At 68.9% G+C, this 17,672-nt stretch carries 10 protein-coding genes; 5 read left to right on the forward strand and 5 right to left on the reverse strand.

Going from position 1 to position 17,672, the window contains the following annotated elements:
• Nucleotides 1–244 precede the first annotated feature (244 nt).
• A complete protein-coding gene (gene gap / locus ACIBJB_RS11485) occupies nucleotides 245–1,243 on the forward strand; it encodes a type I glyceraldehyde-3-phosphate dehydrogenase (RefSeq protein ID WP_398929090.1) in 999 nt (332 codons plus the stop codon).
• 43 nt (nucleotides 1,244–1,286) lie between these two features.
• Here the strand turns inward: gap and ACIBJB_RS11490 are convergent, their stop codons facing one another.
• Complete coding sequence (locus tag ACIBJB_RS11490) at nucleotides 1,287–3,305, reverse strand: non-reducing end alpha-L-arabinofuranosidase family hydrolase (RefSeq protein ID WP_398929092.1); 2,019 nt, start codon at nucleotides 3,303–3,305, stop codon at nucleotides 1,287–1,289.
• 53 nt (nucleotides 3,306–3,358) lie between these two features.
• Complete coding sequence (locus tag ACIBJB_RS11495; RefSeq protein ID WP_398929094.1) at nucleotides 3,359–4,978, reverse strand: glycoside hydrolase 43 family protein; 1,620 nt, start codon at nucleotides 4,976–4,978, stop codon at nucleotides 3,359–3,361.
• Between the two features lie 373 nt (nucleotides 4,979–5,351).
• Between ACIBJB_RS11495 and ACIBJB_RS11500 the strand changes: the two genes are divergently transcribed.
• Nucleotides 5,352–6,998, forward strand: a complete 1,647-nt coding sequence (locus ACIBJB_RS11500; protein WP_398929096.1) for a glycoside hydrolase family 27 protein — start codon at nucleotides 5,352–5,354, stop codon at nucleotides 6,996–6,998.
• Between the two features lie 25 nt (nucleotides 6,999–7,023).
• Here ACIBJB_RS11500 and ACIBJB_RS11505 read toward each other — a convergent pair whose 3' ends face one another.
• Together ACIBJB_RS11505 and ACIBJB_RS11510 are read right to left on the reverse strand one after the other, a co-directional pair.
• Nucleotides 7,024–9,489, reverse strand: coding sequence for a SpoIIE family protein phosphatase (locus tag ACIBJB_RS11505; protein WP_398929098.1), 2,466 nt, complete (start codon nucleotides 9,487–9,489; stop codon nucleotides 7,024–7,026).
• A 393-nt stretch (nucleotides 9,490–9,882) separates the two neighbouring features.
• Nucleotides 9,883–12,114 carry an alpha-L-fucosidase gene (locus ACIBJB_RS11510; RefSeq protein ID WP_398929100.1) on the reverse strand — a complete coding sequence of 744 codons (2,232 nt, stop codon included), beginning with the start codon at nucleotides 12,112–12,114 and terminating at the stop codon, nucleotides 9,883–9,885.
• Nucleotides 12,115–12,565: 451 nt separating this feature from the next.
• Between ACIBJB_RS11510 and ACIBJB_RS11515 the strand changes: the two genes are divergently transcribed.
• The gene (locus ACIBJB_RS11515; protein ID WP_398929102.1) at nucleotides 12,566–13,312 is read left to right on the forward strand and encodes a FadR/GntR family transcriptional regulator; all 747 of its coding nucleotides are present in this window, start codon (nucleotides 12,566–12,568) and stop codon (nucleotides 13,310–13,312) included.
• Here ACIBJB_RS11515 and ACIBJB_RS11520 read toward each other — a convergent pair.
• Nucleotides 13,280–14,467 (reverse strand): acyl-CoA dehydrogenase family protein, encoded by a 1,188-nt coding sequence (locus tag ACIBJB_RS11520; protein WP_398929104.1) that lies wholly within the window; start codon nucleotides 14,465–14,467, stop codon nucleotides 13,280–13,282. The two genes, ACIBJB_RS11515 and ACIBJB_RS11520, sit on opposite strands and share 33 nt — an antisense overlap.
• Before the next feature lie 149 nt (nucleotides 14,468–14,616).
• Between ACIBJB_RS11520 and ACIBJB_RS11525 the strand changes: the two genes are divergently transcribed.
• Together ACIBJB_RS11525 and ACIBJB_RS11530 are read left to right on the forward strand one after the other, a co-directional pair.
• The gene (locus tag ACIBJB_RS11525; RefSeq protein ID WP_398929106.1) at nucleotides 14,617–15,162 is read left to right on the forward strand and encodes an ATP-binding protein; all 546 of its coding nucleotides are present in this window, start codon (nucleotides 14,617–14,619) and stop codon (nucleotides 15,160–15,162) included.
• A gap of 198 nt (nucleotides 15,163–15,360) precedes the next feature.
• The gene (locus ACIBJB_RS11530; RefSeq protein ID WP_398929108.1) at nucleotides 15,361–17,670 is read left to right on the forward strand and encodes a glycosyl hydrolase family 95 catalytic domain-containing protein; all 2,310 of its coding nucleotides are present in this window, start codon (nucleotides 15,361–15,363) and stop codon (nucleotides 17,668–17,670) included.
• Nucleotides 17,671–17,672: the final 2 nt, after the last annotated feature.

The raw sequence follows: 17,672 nt of genomic DNA on the forward strand, positions 1-17,672 counted from the left end.
CGACACCTACGTCAGTCGCCCGACCGTGACGGCAAGGGGGAGCACCCACATCGCTACAGCGTTCATGGGTCTCACCTCCTCGGGCGGCGTCGCGGTCGACTGCAAGCTACAAGCCCAGGCATTGCTCCGTCCAACCCTTTGCGGAGAGCGTGTGGCGCGATCCTTTTGAACCATGGCGATCGCGCCACTGTCAGCGGCCGATGCCGCGCGCGAGCCTGGTGGACATAGGGAAGGGACACCATTCATGACTCGCATCGCCATCAACGGATTCGGCCGCATCGGACGCAATGTGCTGCGTGCGCTCCTCGAACGCGACAGCGCCCTGGAGGTCGTCGCCGTCAACGACCTCACCGAGCCCGCCACCCTCGCGAGGCTGCTCGCCTACGACAGCACGGCCGGCCGACTCGGCCGTCCGGTGACCGTCGACGGGAACACCCTGGTCGTCGACGGCCGTCGCATCACCGTGCTCGCCGAGCGTGAACCGGCCCAGCTGCCGTGGGCCGAACTCGGCGTCGACATCGTGCTGGAGGCCACCGGACGGTTCACTTCGGCCAAGGCCGCCCGCGCCCACCTCGACGCGGGCGCGAAGAAGGTCCTCGTCAGCGCACCCTCGGACGGTGCCGACGTCACGCTGGCGTACGGGGTCAACACCGACGCCTACGACCCGGACGTGCACACGATCGTCTCCAACGCCTCGTGCACGACCAACGCGCTCGCACCGCTCGCCTCGGTGCTCGACGAGCTCGCCGGCATCGAGCACGGCTTCATGACGACCGTGCACGCCTACACGCAGGAGCAGAACCTCCAGGACGGCCCGCACCGCGACGCCCGTCGCGCCCGCGCCGCCGGCGTCAACATCGTGCCCACGACGACCGGCGCCGCCAAGGCGATCGGCCTCGTGCTGCCCAACTTGGACGGCAAGTTGTCCGGCGACTCGATCCGCGTCCCGGTCCCCGTCGGCTCCCTCGTCGAGCTGAACACGACGGTCTCGCGTGACGTGACCCTCGAGGACGTACTGGCGGCCTACCGCTCCGCCGCCGAAGGGCCCCTCGCGGGCGTCCTCGAGTACTCGGAGGACCCGCTCGTCTCCTCGGACATCACGGGCAATCCCGCCTCGTCGATCTTCGATTCGGCCCTGACCCGCGTGGAGGGCCGCCATGTGAAGGTCGTCGCCTGGTACGACAACGAGTGGGGTTTCTCGAACCGAGTGATCGACACACTGGAGCTCCTGGCCAACGGCTGACGGGACGGGTATGGGCCCCGCACGCGGTGCGGGGTCCCTACGGTCAGCAGGTCGAGTTGGTCTGGGTGAGCAGGCCCAGTCGCCATGGCAGGTTGTCGTAGTCGCCGCCGGCGTTGGGGTCCTTGCCCTGGTACAGGTACTGGAGCTTGCAGGCCGGGACCGTGAGCGTCTGGTCGTAGCCCGCGCGGATCATCTCGCCGTGACTGATGTCCCGGCTCCAGGTACCGGAGGGGAACGTCACGTTGCTCGACTTGGCGAACGGGTTGCTCTCGGACGCGGCCAGGGGTGACCAGGAGCCGGCGAGGCTGCTCGACGTCCAGGAGCGGAAGTAGCGCCGGCCGTCCGAGGCGATGGCCTCCACGAGGAGCAGGTACTGGTTGCTGCCCTGCACCTTGTACACGTTGCTCGCTTCGAACAGGGCGTACTTGGAGTCCTGGGCCGCGATGACGGTGTTGGTGAAGCCGTTCGGGAACTGGCCGACAGTCGTCTGGGAGCGGTACAGGTGGCCGTTGTCGTCGGATGAGAACAGGTAGCAGTTGGCGCTGTCGCAGATCACCCACATGTCGACCCAGTAGCCGTTGCCGATGTTCTGCCTGATGATGTCCGGCATCGACGCGTAGAAGTTCTTCGGTGCGCTCCACCCGTTGGGGTTGCTGATGTCGGGGTTCGTGGAGTACGAGGCGTTGCCGGTCTGGTAGACGAGGTACCACAGGCGCTGCTGTGTGTTGTAGAAGACCTGGGGCGCGGCCCGGTACCCGGCGCCGATGGCGGTGCGGTCCAGGTAGTGGTGGGTGGCCGACCCGGCCTGCGACCAGTCACTGAAGCTCAGGTACACCAGGTTGTACCCGGAGGAGCTCGCGGTGCTCGCGAACACGTGGTACTTGCCGTTGTAGTAGACGACCGACGGGTCCTTGATCCCGGCGATCCTGTGGGTCGCGTCCGGTTTGGGCGCGATCAGCGGGCCGCTCGAGCTCCAGCGGAAGGAGGAGGGGAGTGCCGCGGCGGACCGGGGGGAGGAGGCGCCTGTCCGCTGTGCCGCGGCACTGCCGCCCAACGCGGTGAGCGTCGACTGGTAGGCGGGCTTCTTGTTTCCGTTGCGGTCGAACAGCAGCGGGTTCTCTCCGCTGCGCCAGGAGTCGCTGTCGCGGATGCCCCAGACGGTGATGCCGGTGCAGCGTGCCACGTTCATGCAGGCCCTCACCGTGTTCGCGTACGCGGCTGTGGGTGCCTGCGCGATGTCCAGTTCGGTGATCTGGACGTCCACGCCGAGCGCGGCGAAGTTCGACAGCGTCGTCTGGAAGCTCGATGGCGGGCCGCCGGCGCCGAAGTGGGACTGGAGGCCGACGCAGTCGATGGGCACGCCGCGCGCCTTGAAGTCGCGCACCATGCGGTAGACGCCCTGGGTCTTGGCGTCGCTCCAGTTCTCGATGTTGTAGTCGTTGTAGCAGAGCTTGGCCGCCGGGTCGGCAGACCGTGCGGTGCGGAATGCCTGCTCGATGAAGCCGGTTCCCAGGACGTCCCGGAAGACCGAGCTGCGCATCTGGCCGCTGCCTCCGTCGGCGAAGGCCTCATTGACCACGTCCCAGGCGTAGATCTTGCCCTTGTAGTGGTTCATCACCTGGGTGATGTGGTTGTTCATCACGCTGCGCAGGGTGTTGGCGTCCCTGATGGAGCTGACCCAGCCGGGCAGTTGCTGGTGCCAGACGAGGGTGTGACCGCGCAGGCGCTGCCCGCGTGACTGGGCCCGGTTCGCGATCTGGTCGCCGGGGCCGAAGTTGAACGAGCCGCGGGATCGCTCGATGGTGTCCCACTTCATCTCGTTCTCGGGCGTGACCGAGTTGAACTCGCGGTCCAGGATCCCGGTGTACGTGCCGTCGCCGAGCCTTCCGGCGGCCACCGCGGTCCCGAAGTACCGTCCGGACTGGGCCGCTTGGGCCCCCAGAGTGGAGGCGCGAACGGCGTCGGGTGCGGCGGTCGCGGCCGTCGGCGTCACCAGGGTGCCGACGGCCAGCAGGGTTAACACCGAGGCTCGGCGACGGCCGAGCCGCGTGAGCGGGTTCATGGTTCTCCTCTGCGATGGGCGGGGGGTTGGGTGGTGCGGTCGATGGGATCGGGTCAGGGCGTCGACAGCTCGAACCGCAGGACGCGGACCGCGCCGCCGAGCGCCTGCGTGGCGTGGTTGAAGAGGGCGAATCGGTAGCCCATGAAGAACCGCCAGTCGTTGCCCATGGAGAAGGAGGGGCCGAGGCGGGTGAAGTTCGTGCCGTCGGTGCTGTAGGAGAAGGTGCCGGGGCGTGCCGAGCCGGGGCGGATGTCCGCGCTCGCGCGCAGCCAGATCCGGCCGCCGGAGACGGGCGCGCTCGCGACCTCGGTGCCGGTGCCGGTGGTGTTCCAGTTGCCGTCCATGGTCAACCCGTTGACCATGGCCACCCGTGTCGCGCCGCCGTCGCGTTGGACACCGATCCAGGCGGAGGAGTCACGCAGCAGCGCGAGTCCGGCGCGGTCGCCGTCCCGCATCGCCGAGAAGTCGAGCTGGGCCGTGGCGGTCGAGGTGGGCCCCTGGATGCGGTGGGTGAGGGTGTTGCGGGCCCAGTACAGGTCGTTGGTGACGGTTGCGGTCTGGAGGGTCAGTCCGTTGTCGACGGACCACTTGGTGTTGTCCGGGTTGTGGTTCCATTCCCACCTCGGCTTGAGGCTCGTACCGTCGAAGGTGTCGACGCCGGTCATCGGAGTGACCTGGCGGGGTGGAGTGGGCACGGCCGGACTGGGATACGAGGTGCCCCATGCGCCGTTCACGAGGTGGACGACGGGCCAGCCGTCCGGGGTCCAGGTGACCGGCGCCAGGGCGGGCATCCGGCCGCCGGGGTACGCGTCCACGAAGGCCAGGTAGTACCAGGCGCCGCTCTGGGTCTGGACCAGCCCGCCCTGGTGCGGGACGCCGCCGCCGGGGATGGGCCCGCGCAGGTCGAGGAGGACCTGCCGCATCGTGTAGGGACCGAAGGGGCCGCCCGACGATTTCAGGATGTACTGCCCGTTGGCCGGGCGGGTCAGGAAGATGTAGTACTGCCCGTTGATCTTGTAGAAGCGGGAGCCCTCGAGGGTGCCGACGCTCGACGGTGTGGTGAAGACCTGCTGCGTGCGGACCTGGTTGCGCCCGTCGGGCGAGAGCTGGGCCACGCTGATGGTGGTGTTCCCGTACGCCACGTACAGCGTGTCGTCGGTGTCGACGAGCAGTCCCGCGTCGTAGTACGGGGTGCTGATCGTCGTCAGTCGGCTCCACGGCCCCTCGACGGCGGTGGCCGTGTACACGTACGTCCGGGCGAAGTCGATCTGGCCGAGCCAGTAGAACGTCCTGTTGCTCGACCGGTAGGCCAGCGACGACGCCCAGATCCCTCTGACATAGCCGCGGGCACCGCTCAGGTCGTACTTGGCCCCGAAGTCGAGGACGGGCACCGAGTGACCGGCGAGCTCCCAGTTCACGAGGTCGTACGAGCGCAGGACGGGTGCCCCGGGCGAGTAGTGCATCGTCGAGGCGGAGGCGTAGTAGGTGCTGCCGACGCGGATGACGTCGATGTCCGCGAAGTCCTGCCAGATCACCGGGTTGGTGTACTGGGCGGCGTCCGCGGGGACCGGTCCCGGGGCGGAAGCGGCGGCGGGGGAGGGCCGCCCCGCCAGAGACAGGAAGGCACCGGTGGCCAGGCCGCCGGCGGCGGTCAGCGCCCGACGGCGATCCATCCATTGGCGAGGGCATGACATATCCATGTGTCGTTCTCTCTGCGAGGGGGCTCGTTCGAGAGTGCGAACGCTGATTGATGTGTCGAGCAACCAGGATGATAGGAGGCTGACACATCCCGTCAATGCCTCACGCATGATTCGCTGTTGGCATCGAAATATTTCGGAGATCTGAGCAGTGCGCACATGCTGGAGTGAACAGTTGACCGCTCATCAGGTGTTGACATGTGCAGGACTCTCTCTAGCATCCGTACAGCCGACGATCCGAAAGACGACCGAAATTTCGAACTATCGGCGAGTGTCGTATACGGGATACGGGTCGGCACGGTGCATTCGTCATCCTCTGTTTGCCCATGTCCTTCGGAAGGAGTTCACGGTGCCCCGACCATCAGGCAGACGACTGCTCCGCGTCTTCACGGCCACCGCGCTGGCGGTGACCGCGTCATTGACGGCGTCTGTCCACTCCACTGCTTCGGCCGCCCCCGGAAGCCCCGCGCTCACCCCACCCCTGGGCTGGAACAGCTGGAACAGCTTCGGATGCGGGGTCACCGAGGCCCAGGTCCGCCAAGCCGCCGACGCGATGGTGTCCTCCGGCATGAAGGACGCCGGCTACCGGTACGTCGTGGTCGACGACTGCTGGTTCGACCCCCAGCGTGACGCGACGGGGAACCTGCGGGCCAATCCCACCAAGTTCCCCAGCGGGATGAAGGCCCTCGGGGACTACATCCACGGCAAGGGCTTGAAGTTCGGCATCTACCAGGTGCCGGGTGAACGCACCTGCGCGCAGACCAGCGGCGCCTATCCGGGATCGACGGGCAGCAGGGGGCACGAGGCCCAGGACGCCGCGACGTTCGCCTCGTGGGGCGTCGACTACCTCAAGTACGACTGGTGCTCCTCCAGCGGCACCCGTGACGAGCAGGTCGCGCGGTTCACCCTCATGCGCGACGCCCTGCGCGCCACCGGGCGGCCGATCGTCTACAGCATCAACCCCAACAGCTTCCACGCCATCACCGGCGCCACGTACAACTGGGGCGAGGTCGCCGACCTGTGGCGGACGACCGAGGACCTGCTCGACATCTGGCAGAACGGCAACACCAACAGCTATCCGATGGGCGTCGGCAACGTCCTGGACGTCACCGCGCCGCTGGCGGCGCAGTCGGGCCCGGGGCACTGGAACGACCCCGACATGCTGGTCGTCGGCCGTCCCGGCCTGTCGCTGACCGAGTCCCGCTCGCACTTCGCCCTGTGGGCGCTGCTGAGCGCACCGCTCATGGCCGGCAACGACATCCGCACCATGTCCACCGACGTGAGCGCGATCCTGCGCAACCCCCGGCTGCTGGCGGTGAACCAGGATCCGCTGGGAGCGGGCGGGCGCAGGGTGCGCGACGACGGCAGCACCGAGGTGTTCGCCAAGCCCCTGTCCGACGGCTCGGTCGCCGTGGGGCTGTTCAACCGGGGAGCGGGCACCGCGACGGTCGCCACCACGGCCGCTCAAGTCGGCCTGTTCGGCGGCCCGTTCACCCTGACGGACCTGTGGACCGGCGGTACGGCCGGCACGTCCGGGCAGATCTCGGCGAGCGTCCCCGCGCACGGCGTGGCCGTGTTCCGCGTGACCGGTGGCAGCCCGGTGGCCGCCACCACCTCCCGGCTGCGCGGCAACGCCTCCGGCCGCTGCGTGGACGTCGACAACGCCTCCACCGCGGCCGGGGCCACGGCACTGATCTGGGACTGCCACACGGCTGCCAACCAGCTGTGGACCACGTGGGCGGGTGGCGAGATCCGCGTCTTCGGCGACAAGTGCCTGGACGCCTACGACCAGGGCACCGCCAACGGCACCCGGGTCATCACCTGGCCCTGCAACGGTCAGGACAACCAGAAGTGGACCATCGGCTCCGACGGGTCGATCCGCAACGTGCACGCCGGGTTGTGCCTCGACGTCAACGGGGCCGGCACCACCAACGGAACCCCGCTGGTCCTGTGGACCTGCAACGGCCAGGCCGGCCAGAAGTGGACCCGGGCGTGAGGGGCGTCGCGCACCGGCCAGGATTTCAGCGGCTCGGGTTTCGTCGCGGCTGGGACTCGGGGAGGGTCTGTGCGCACCAGATCGTCTTGCCGTCGGTGGTGTGCCGGGTCCCCCAACCCTGGGTGAGCTGGGCGACGAGCAGCAGGCCCCGGCCGCCCTCGTCGAAGGCGCGCGCCCGGCGCAGATGCGGTGAGGTGTTGCTGGCGTCTGAGACCTCGCAGATCAGGGAGCTGTCGCGAATCAGCCGCAGTCTGATCGGGGGTTCGCCGTATCTGATGGCGTTGGTGACCAGCTCGCTGACGACCAGTTCGGTGACGAACGACGCCTCCTCCAGGCCCCAGGCCTCCAACTGGTCGAGGGTGAACTTCCGGGCGAGCGGCACCTGCGCGGGGTCGGGCTCGATGTCGCAGTCGGCGACATGCTGGAGATCCAGCGCGTGCGTGCGAGCGAGCAGCAGGGCGGCGTCGTCGGTGCGGCGTTCGGGAAGCAGGGCGTCCATCACTGTGTCGCAGAGGTCCTCCAGCGGGGTGGCCGGGTTCAGGATCCGCAGCAGGTCGGCGATTCCCTGGTCGACGTCGCGCTCGCGGCTCTCCATCAGTCCGTCGGTGTAGAGGGCGAGCAGGCTGCCTTCGGGCAGCTGGACTTCGGTGGCCTCGAACGGCAGTCCTCCGATGCCGAGCGGTGGTCCCGGCTGTGCGGGTGCCGGGGTCCTGGTGCCGTCCGGGGAGATGATGAGCGGCAGTGGATGACCTGCGCTCGCCAGTGTGAAGCGGCGGGAGACCGGGTCGTAGACGGTGTACAGGCAGGTGGCCCCGAACTCGCCGGTCGGCTGGAAGCGGCCGGCGGGCTGGAGGTCACTGGCGAGGTGGATGACCAGGTCGTCCAGGTGGGTGAGCAATTCGTCCGGCGGCAGGTCCACGTCGGCGAGCGTGCGCACCGCCGTGCGCAACCGGCCCATGCTCGCCGAGGCGTGCAGGCCGTGACCGACCACGTCGCCGACGACCAGGGCGACCCGGGCACCGGAGAGCGGAATGACGTCGAACCAGTCACCACCCACTTCCGTGCCCGTCCCGCCGGGCAGGTAGCGGGATGCCACGTCCACTGCCTCCTGGCTCGGCAGCCGCTGCAGCAGCAGACTGCGTTGCAGGGTCAGCGCGGTCATGCGCTCGCGCGAGTACCGGCGGGCGTTGTCGATGGCGACGGCTGCTTTGGCGGTCAGCTCCTCGGCGAGGATCAGGTCGTCGGCGGTGAAGGCCTCGGGCCGGTCGCTGCGGGAGAACGCGACCACGCCGAGCAGCGCGCCGCGGGCCCGGAGGGGCACGGTGATCCGGCCGGTCAGCCCGTCCGCGGCGAGGGACGCGTCGATCAACGGGTTGCCCGGCGGCCAGTGGGCCGGGTCGGCGGCGAGCCCGGGCCCGAAGGCCCATTCGCCGCCCTCGCCCGGTTCGGCGGCGAGCTGGACCGTGGACCTGCCGGTGGCCATGCAGCGCACGGCGACGGAACCGGGAGCGTGACTGACTGGCATCGGGAGCCCGGGAACCCGTCCGGTGTCACGCGTCGCGCTGTGCTGGGCGGCGCGGCTGAGCGCGACGGCTTCGCCGGAGGCGGAGGCGGGGGAAGGCGGCGGTTCGTCTCCGCGCAGGACCTCGTCGAAGAGATCCACGGTGACGAGGTCGACGAATCTCGGCACGGAGGTCCTGGCCAGTTCCTGGGCGGTGCCGATCACGTCGAGTGTCCGGCCGATGCCGCGGCTGGCCTCGTTGAGCATGAGCAGGCGCTGCCTGGCCCAGTACTCCGCGCTCATGTCGAATCCCCAGTTGGCGACCGCGCGGACCCTGCCCTCGGCGTCCCGGACGGGCCAGATGCTGGTGGCCCAGGCGTTGGCGTAGTTACTGCCGAGCGGCCGGAAGACGGTGATGAGACGTGCGGGCTTGCCCGTCCTCGCCACTTCGGCGAGCTGGTCGGTGTAGGGCTTGTCGTCCCTCTCGGGGAACAGTTCGCGGTCGAATTCGGGAAACAGCTCGCGGTACTTCTTGCCGAGCACTTGCTCCTCTGAGTGCGCGATCACCCGGCCCGAGGAGGCGTTGATCCACAGAAACCGCAGCTCAGGGTCGTAGACGCCCAGAGCGAAGGGGCTCTGTTCGAAGGCCAGGTCGGCGATCACCGGGCGGCGTTCCCAGCGCTGGACGGTCACCGCGTGGCCCAGCGCCCGGCCGTCGGCGTCGGACAGCGGGTGAGCCGACACCAGGACGTCCACCGTGGAACCGTCCCGGTGCCGCAGGGAGACGAGCCCCGTGTGATCGGGGCCGCCGACGTGACTCTCGGGGAAGCCGGGTGGTGGGGGAGCGGCCAGCAGGTCGGTCACGGGGCGGCCGACGGTGTCCGCCGCCGTCCAGCCCAGCAGCAGCCGCCCGCTTTCGCTCCAGCCGCTCACTACGCCGTCCGGGCCCACCACAAGCGCGGCAGCGGGGGCATCCTGCTTGTCGGCCATGTCCACGGCTACGCCTCCGTCGGGACAGCTCTGCCCGTCAGGGCTGGTTCCCCACCGCAGCTTCCAGCGTAGGTCCGCTTCTGTTCCATGGCTCTCCGGCCGGTGCATGCCTGATCGCCGGGTGCGGGGCTGAGCGGGGCCGCCCAGCACGTCCGTGGACCGCCGTGGTGGGAATGCGGTACGGCCGGGGCCGAACGCCCAGCCCGGATCGTGATGCACACAGGGTGGGCCGCGTACCAGTTCCGCGTTTCGAACCAGCCCGTGGCATGCCCGGACGTCAGGCGGCCGGTGCGGTCACCAGCCTGTCGGCAGACCCGCGACGAACGAGGTGAGCCGGCCGGCGACGAGGCGGTCGTATCCTGGGCATCGCTGTCCCTTCACCGAATGCGCCGCCTACACCGCCGTGAAGGTCCACAGCAGGTTGGTGCTGCTGCCGTAGGTCCACTGCTTGGTGACGGAGCCCGAGGCCACGTTGCCGCCGCCGTCGAGGACCAGGCCGGTGGTGCGGTTGGCTATCGAATAGCGGTCGCCGCCCCGGTGGGTGATGGTCCACTGCTGGTTGGTGCCGCCGTTCCAAGGGGCCTGCCTGGCGGCGGAGCCGTCGGCGGTGGCGCCCCAGCCGTCGGCGACCATGCCGTTGGTGCGGTTGACCAGCCTGTAGTAGCCGTCTGCGACAGCCTCCGCATGCCACTGCAGGTTGGGACTGCCGTCCCAGGTCCACTGCTTGAGGTGGGAGCCGGAGGCGACGTTGCCGCCGCTGTCCAGCGCGAGGCCGTTGGTGGCGTTGGTGATCCGGAAGTACGTCGCCGGGTTGAACTGGACCCTCAGTGAGGTGATCTGGTCGTTGTTGCCGGTGACCCGGAGGTCGGGGTTGTCTGCGGTGAAGGTCCAGGAGGTGCCGGTGAAGTTGTCTCCCGAGTAGCCGATCACCTGGTAGCCGGGGGCCGGCCGGAGGGAGGAGAGGGTGTGCGGGCCCGGTCCGGCCGCGGTCAGGTCGGCCGCGGTGTGGTCGCCCAGGGTCAACACGGCTGCCTTGCCGGTGTAGTTGACGTCGGAGAAGGCGATGGCGCCGGCGAGGGGCCGCAGGCCGGGAATCGTGCCGGAGAACGTGAGCTTCAGGGCGTAGGCGCCCGCGCTGTACGGCGCCGAGGACGGCAGGGTGACGGTGAGGCCGGAGGTGTTCTGGGCCGGCGTGGGCAGGTCGATGTAGGTGCCGGCGGTGGAGCCGAGGAGCTTCACGGAGGTCAGCGAGGAGAGGTTGATCCGGTCCGAGCCGAGGGTCTTGATGGTCAGCGAGCTGCCCGGCCAGCCCAGGACCGTGGCGTACAGGACGTTGTTCGTCTTGTTGCGGGTGAAGCGGACGTCCTGCGCGGTGCCGGCGTGCGGGGTGGTGAACGAACCGCCGCCCATCTTGGTCGGGCCCTCGCCGTACGCCGTCCAGGCGCGGGTCGCGTACACCGACTCGCCGAAGCGCTTCAGGTGGTCACCGATACCGAGCAGGATGTCCTTCTGCGCCTGGGGGATGGTGCCGTCGGCCATCGGTGCGATGTTCAGCAGCATGTTGCCGTTCTTGCTGACCCGGTCGAGGAACGAGTGCAGCATCTGCTGGACGGTGTAGTAGCCGATGCCCTGGGTGTAGCACCAGCTGGAGCTCGAGATGCTGTCGTCGGTGAGCCAGTACGGGGTGGTGAGATCGGCCGGGCCGCCGCGCTCGTAGTCGAAGACCTCGCCCTTGCCGTTCATGCCGTCCTTGTACGTGGCGACGACCTCACGGCCCCAGCTCTCCGCCTGGTTGTAGTAGTACGCCAGGAAGTTCAGGCGCTGCGTCTCGTCGACGGCGTCCAGATTGAAGTCCTGCCACAGGATGTCGGGCTGGGCGCGGTCGATGACCTCTTTCAGTTTGTCGAACCAGAGCTGGTTCTCCGTGGCCGAACCCAGCTGGCCGTAGAGCTTCTTGAGGCCGGAGTCGGTTTGGGCGGGGGCGAACTCGTAGAAGCCGGTGAAGTTGTACGCGTGGTGCATGGCCACCAGCAGCTTGAGGCCTTTGGCGCGGATGGCCGTGGAGAACAGCCGCAGCAGGTCGAGTCCCGGGCCTTTGTTCACCGAGTTCCACTCGTTGACCTGGCTGTCCCACATGGAGAATCCGTCATGGTGCTCGGCGACCGGCCCGGCGAACCTGGCGCCGGCGTCGACGAACAGCTGCACCCACTCGTCGGGGTCGAACTTCCCGCCGGCCGACTTCAGTTTCGGCGCGAACCTGACGGTGTTGCCCGCCAGGTCCTTCGCTCCGTTGATGAAGTTGTGGTACGGCCACGCCGAGGGCTGGCCGTAGGTGGCGAGGTGGTGCTGGTTGGCGTTGCTGCCCGCCTGATACATGTTGCGCGGGTACCACTCGTTGTCGTAGGCGGGGACGCTGAAGACGCCCCAGTGGAAGTAGATCCCGAACTTCGCGTCCTGGAACCACTCCGGAGCCGGCGGGTGCTGGTCGAGCGAGTTCCAGTCGGGCGTATACGTGCTGGGCGCCGCCTGGGCGACACCGGCACCGAACGCACCTCCGGCAACGGCCGCCGTGGCCACGCAGGTCGCGGAGGCCAGGAGTTGGCGTCTGTTGATCGAGCTCGACATGGACACATCCCTGGGGCGGAAGGGGCAGGGGGAATGCAGGGCCACGCATGAAGGTCGACCATGCCGCCCTGGCATGTCAACCAACGTGCAGGGATGAATGTGTCTGTAGTGGCCGACGAATAGCCTTGTTTGGGCCGTTCTGATGGGTATTCATGTCTCGCAAACATGGAATGTCTCACCGATGCGACGGCGACGGCGACGGGCAACGGGTCGCACAACAAGGCGATTGAGATGAGCGGTGTGGTCCGCCCGTGTCTGACGTGGGCCCGCCTCTCGCCCAGGCAGCCCAGTATCATCAACGTCGCCCCAGGCATGCGGACCCCGGACAGGTCGGACGGAACGTGCAACTCCATGATCAACCCATCCCCGTAGGCCTCCGGGGCGATCTCCGCACTCAGGGAGTGATCAGGCCGGACGTGCCCGTGGAGCACGGTGGGGGGAGGGATGAGCCGTGTCTCTGACGGACAAGGCCATCGAGGACATCCGTGAACTGATCCGGACCGGTGCCCTGCCTCCGGGCTCGAAGCTCCCCCCGGAGCCGGACCTGGCCGCCCAACTGGGGCTGTCCCGCAACCTCGCCCGCGAAGCGGTCAAGGCGCTGGCCGTCGCCCGGGTTCTGGAGGTCCGGCGGGGCGACGGCACCTATGTGACCAGCCTGCAGCCGAGCCTGCTCCTGGAGGGTCTCGGCGGCGCCGTGGAACTGCTGCAGGGCGATTCCGTCGCGCTGCAGGACCTCATGGAGGTACGGCGACTCCTGGAACCGATGGCCACGGCCCTGGCCGCCACCCGGATCTCCGACGCCCAGCTGGCCGAGGTGAAGCGGCACCTGGACGCCATGCGGGAGGCCCGCGACGACGTCGCCCAGCTCAACGCCCATGACGCCGCCTTCCACCGCGCCGTCGTCTCGGCCACGGGCAACGAGACCCTTCTCACCCTCCTGGAAGGGATCTCCGGTCGCACCCTGCGCGCCCGTATCTGGCGCGGTCTGGTCGACGACAAGGCCGCGGGACGCACACTCGCCGAGCACGAGGCGATCTTCCATGCCCTGTCCACCCGTGACTCCGCCCTCAGCCAGGCCGCCGCCCTGCTGCACGTGAGCAACACCGAACAGTGGCTGAGGGAGCACCTGCGCTCAGGCGAACCCCTTCCCGTGGGGCGGAATCCATCAGAGGAACGGCGTACCGGCGTCCAACCCTGACAACACCCTCCCGTACAGCTCCAGATTGGCCGCGGGGTTGACGAAGGAGTGCAGGCTCAGGGCGTTGAGGTCCCGCACGGCACGCTGGACCGGCACCTCCAGACGCAGCGAGGACGCGCCGGATGCGGAACCGAGCAGGTCCACGGCCTCCTTGCACAGCCGCGCCACATAGCCCGACTGGGCCCGGATCCGAGCGCGTTCCTCCGGCGTGTACGGATTGCCGTCCGCGACCCGGGCGTCGATCAGCGAGACGAAGTCGGCGGTGAGCAGTTCGGCACAGGAGATCTTCATCGCGGCCTCGGCGAACTGCAGATGTGTCACCGGGGCGGTGTGCTGCTGCTCGTAGATCGTGTAGGTGATGCCCCGTTGATGGATGCGCTCGCCGAACTCCGCCAGTGCCGCCCGGGCCGGACCGAGGGCGCCGGCCGCTGTCCAGGCACAGAACAGCAGGAGGACGGGCATGCCGTAGAAGGGGTCCTCGCTGTTGCGCCGCGAGGGGTAGAACCCGCCCAGCAACGGCCCCAGTGGCAGCACACGGTGGGCCGGCACATGGACGTCGTGGGCGACGACACTGTTGCTGCCGCTCCCGGCCAGACCGGAGACGTGCCAGTCGTCGAGCACGTCGAGGTCGGTCATCGGAACGGCCGTCCACAGCAGATCCGGTGGGCGGCCGCCCCCGGAGTCCGCCACGGCGGTCAGCAGGTGCCAGTCGGAGTCCTGACAGCCGGTGGCGAACGGCGAGGTTCCGTCGACCACGTAACCGCCGTCCACCGGACGGGCCTTCGCCTTCGGTACGAGGGTGCCGCTGACCCGTACGTCGGGGCCGGTGAAGATCTCGTCCTGCGCCTCGTCCGGGAAGAGTGCCGCGATGAACGCGCACCCGGCCTGGATCAGCGCCATGAACCCCGTCGCCCCGCATGCGGCGGAGACCTCGCTCAGTACGTCGACCTGGGTACGCACCGAGGTCTGGTAACCGCCGTACCGGCGGGGCACGTTCATGCGCGGGACCCCGGCGTCCGTGAGAGCCGTGACGACCTCGCCGGTCACCCGGCGTTCCTGTTCGGTGCGCAGGGCGTGCGAACGGATGAGAGGCTGAAGTTTCCTTACGCGTTCGACGAGTTCGGCGTCCGGATCCGGTGCGGATGAACCAGCCAAGGCAAGACCTCCGGGGCCCGTTGCGCAGCGAACCCTCACCGTGACGCCGAACCTGTCGGGTGTCAACGCCCCCTTCAGGCCGTGCTGTTGATGCGGTCCGGTCCGAGTGACCGGGACCAGCCACCAACCCGAACGAAAGGCTCCCCACCATGCGTCGCTACGTTCTCACCGGCACACCCGGCGCGGGCAAGACCTCCCTCCTGCACCGCCTGAGCGAACTCGGTCACAGCGTGGTCGAGGAGGCGGCGACGGAGGTCATCGCGCGGGCTCAGGCCCAGGGCGAGGATGAGCCGTGGACGCGGGTCTCCTTCATCGACGAGATCGTCACCCTGCAACGACAGCGGCAGCAGGAGGCGAGCGGGGCCACCGCCCTCCAGGTCTTCGACCGCTCACCCGTCTGCACCCTCGCCCTCGCCACCTACCTGGGACATCCGGTGTCCCCGGCGCTCGGGGCGGAGCTCGAACGGATCACCTCCGAGGGGATCTACGAGCGTCAGGTGCTCTTGGTCCGCAGTCTGGGTTTCTGCGAGCCCACCCCGGCCCGCCGGATCAGCTACCAGGAGTCGCTGGTCTTCGAGAAGGTCCACGAGGAGACCTACCGCGAGCTCGGCTACGAGCTCATCGACATCCCCGCCGACGACCTGCCCCACCGGCTCGCCGCCGTCATGTCGGTGATCGCGCCGCCCACGTCATGAAGAGCACGGATACATCGGATGGGTTAAAGGGCTGGTCTGGGCCTGAGGGCATGGGGTCCCCGGGGTGGGCGACCCCATGAATTGCCGCACTGTCACGCGATTCGCATGGTGCTGAAGTCATTGACAGGTACAGGAGAGCCTCTTAGGTTCCCCGATACACCCGATGTATCGAGGATCCGTCAGGTAGAGAGGACGACGATGACCTCACAGCCGGAGAGACACGCGCAGCCGGCCCGCAGAGCCGTACTCGGCACCGCGCTGGGCGGAGCCGCGGTGGCCGCGTTACCCGGTACGGCCCGCGCCGAAGAACCGATGTCTTCGCCGAGTGCCGCCGGACGCCCCTGGAAACTCCGCGACACCATGACCACCGACGGCGCGTGGGCCCGGTTCCTGCACGACCAGGACCTGCTGTGGACCAGGCTGCCCACCCTCTGGTACGAGGGCCCCTTCCTCGGCGACGGCCAACTCGGCAGCATGATCTACCAGGAGCCCGGCGCCAACCAGATCCGCTTCACCGTCCAGCACGGCCGGGTCCAGGACCACCGCCCCGAGTTCGGCAGCGGCTGGGGAACCTGCCGTCTCCCCGTGGGCCACCTCACCCTCGAACCGGCCGGCACCATCACCGCCGTCGACTGGCGGCTGAGCCTGTGGAACGCCGAACTCACCGGCACGGTCACCACCACGGCCGGCACCCTCACCCTCGCCGCCCTCATCCACGACGAGGTCCTGGCCGTCCGGGTGAAGGCCGCCGGCGGTGAACGGGCCACCTGGACCTTCCATCCCGAGGAGGCCATCAGCCCCCGCAAGATCAGCGAGGCCCCGCCCGCCGGATACACCGCCAACCCGGCCTGGGTCACGCGCACGGCCGCCGACGGCACCGAACAGGTCCTCCAGCCCCTCACCGGCGGCGGCCAGACCGCCACCGCCCACCGCCGCACCGGCGACGACCTGCTCCTCAGCGTCGGCCACAGCCACCCCTCCGACACCGCCGCGGAAGCCGACTCGCTGCGCAACCTCCGCCGCGCGAAGTCGTACAGCACACTCAGGAGCCGCCACACCGACTGGTGGCACGCGTTCTACCGCAAGAGCTTCGTCTCGTTCCCCGACCAGCGGCTCCAGAGCTTCCACTGGATCCAGCTCTACAAGGTCGCCTCCGCGAGCCGCGCCGGCGGCCCCGTCATGGCCACCTCCGGACCCTGGCTGGAGCCCACGCCCTGGCCCGCGGTCTGGTGGAACCTCAACGTCCAACTGGAGTACTGGCTCATCCACGGCTTCAACCACCCGGAGCTCGACTCCCTCGCCACCACCCTGCGCCAGAACCAGGAACAGCTCATCGCCAACGTGCCGGCCCCCTACCGCGCCGACAGCTCCGGCGTCGGCCGCAGCTCCGACATGTTCGCCAACCGCAGCGTGGGCCAACCCGGCACCGGCGCCGAGACCGGCGACCTCACCTGGGCCCTGCACAACGTGTGGCTGTCGTACCGGCACTCCATGGACAAGTCCCTGCTGCGCGACACGATCTACCCGGTGCTGCGCCGGGCCATCAACTACTACCTGCACTTCCTCACCCCGGGCAGCGACGGCAAGCTCCACCTGCCCAGCACCCTCTCGCCCGAATACCCCGTCGTACCGCCGCAGGACACCAACTACGACCTGGCCCTGATCCGCTGGGGCTGCCAGACCCTCCTCGACTCCGCCGAACTCCTCGGCATCGACGACGAGTTGACCCCGCGCTGGCAGGAGGTGCTGGCCAGGCTCACGCCGTACCCGGTCGACGCCAACGGCTTCATGATCGGTGCCGACACCCCTTACGCCCAGTCCCACCGCCACTACTCGCACCTGCTGATGGTCTACCCGCTCTACCTCGTCAACTGGGACCAGCCCGAGAACCGCGACCTCATCACCAGGTCGCTGGTCCACTGGCACGCGCTGACCGGCGCCCACCGCGGCTACAGCTACACCGGCGCGGCCTCCATGTACGCGATGAGCGGCGACGGCGACACCGCGATCACCTACCTCCGCAAGTTCTTCGACCCCACCACCCGTTACCCGTGCCGGGCCAACACCCACTACACCGAGGCCGGCCCGGTCATCGAGACCCCGCTGTCCGCCTCGCAGTCCCTGCACGACATGTTCTGCCAGAGCTGGGGCGGAGTGATCCGCGTCTTCCCGGCCGTCCCGACCGCCTGGGCGGACCTCACCCTGCACAACTTCCGTACTGAGGGCGCCTTCCTCGTCAGCGCCGTCCGCAAGGCGGGGACCACCCGTTTCATCAGGGTCAAGAGCCTGGCGGGCGAACCCCTCAAGCTCCGGCACGGCCTCACCGGGCACCTCACCGCGGTGCTGGACGACGGCACCCCGGCCCGCACCCGCGACCTCGGCGACGGCACCCTCGGCATCGACCTGCCGCGCGGCCGCGAGGTGCTGGTCCACACCGGCTCCCGACCCGACCTGAGCATCGCGCCCGTCGCCGTCAGCGAGCCGGGACCGGCCTGGGGTCTGCCGTAGAG

It is taken from the genome of Streptomyces sp. NPDC050759 (genome assembly GCF_044456945.1).
Lineage (GTDB): Bacteria > Actinomycetota > Actinomycetes > Streptomycetales > Streptomycetaceae > Streptomyces.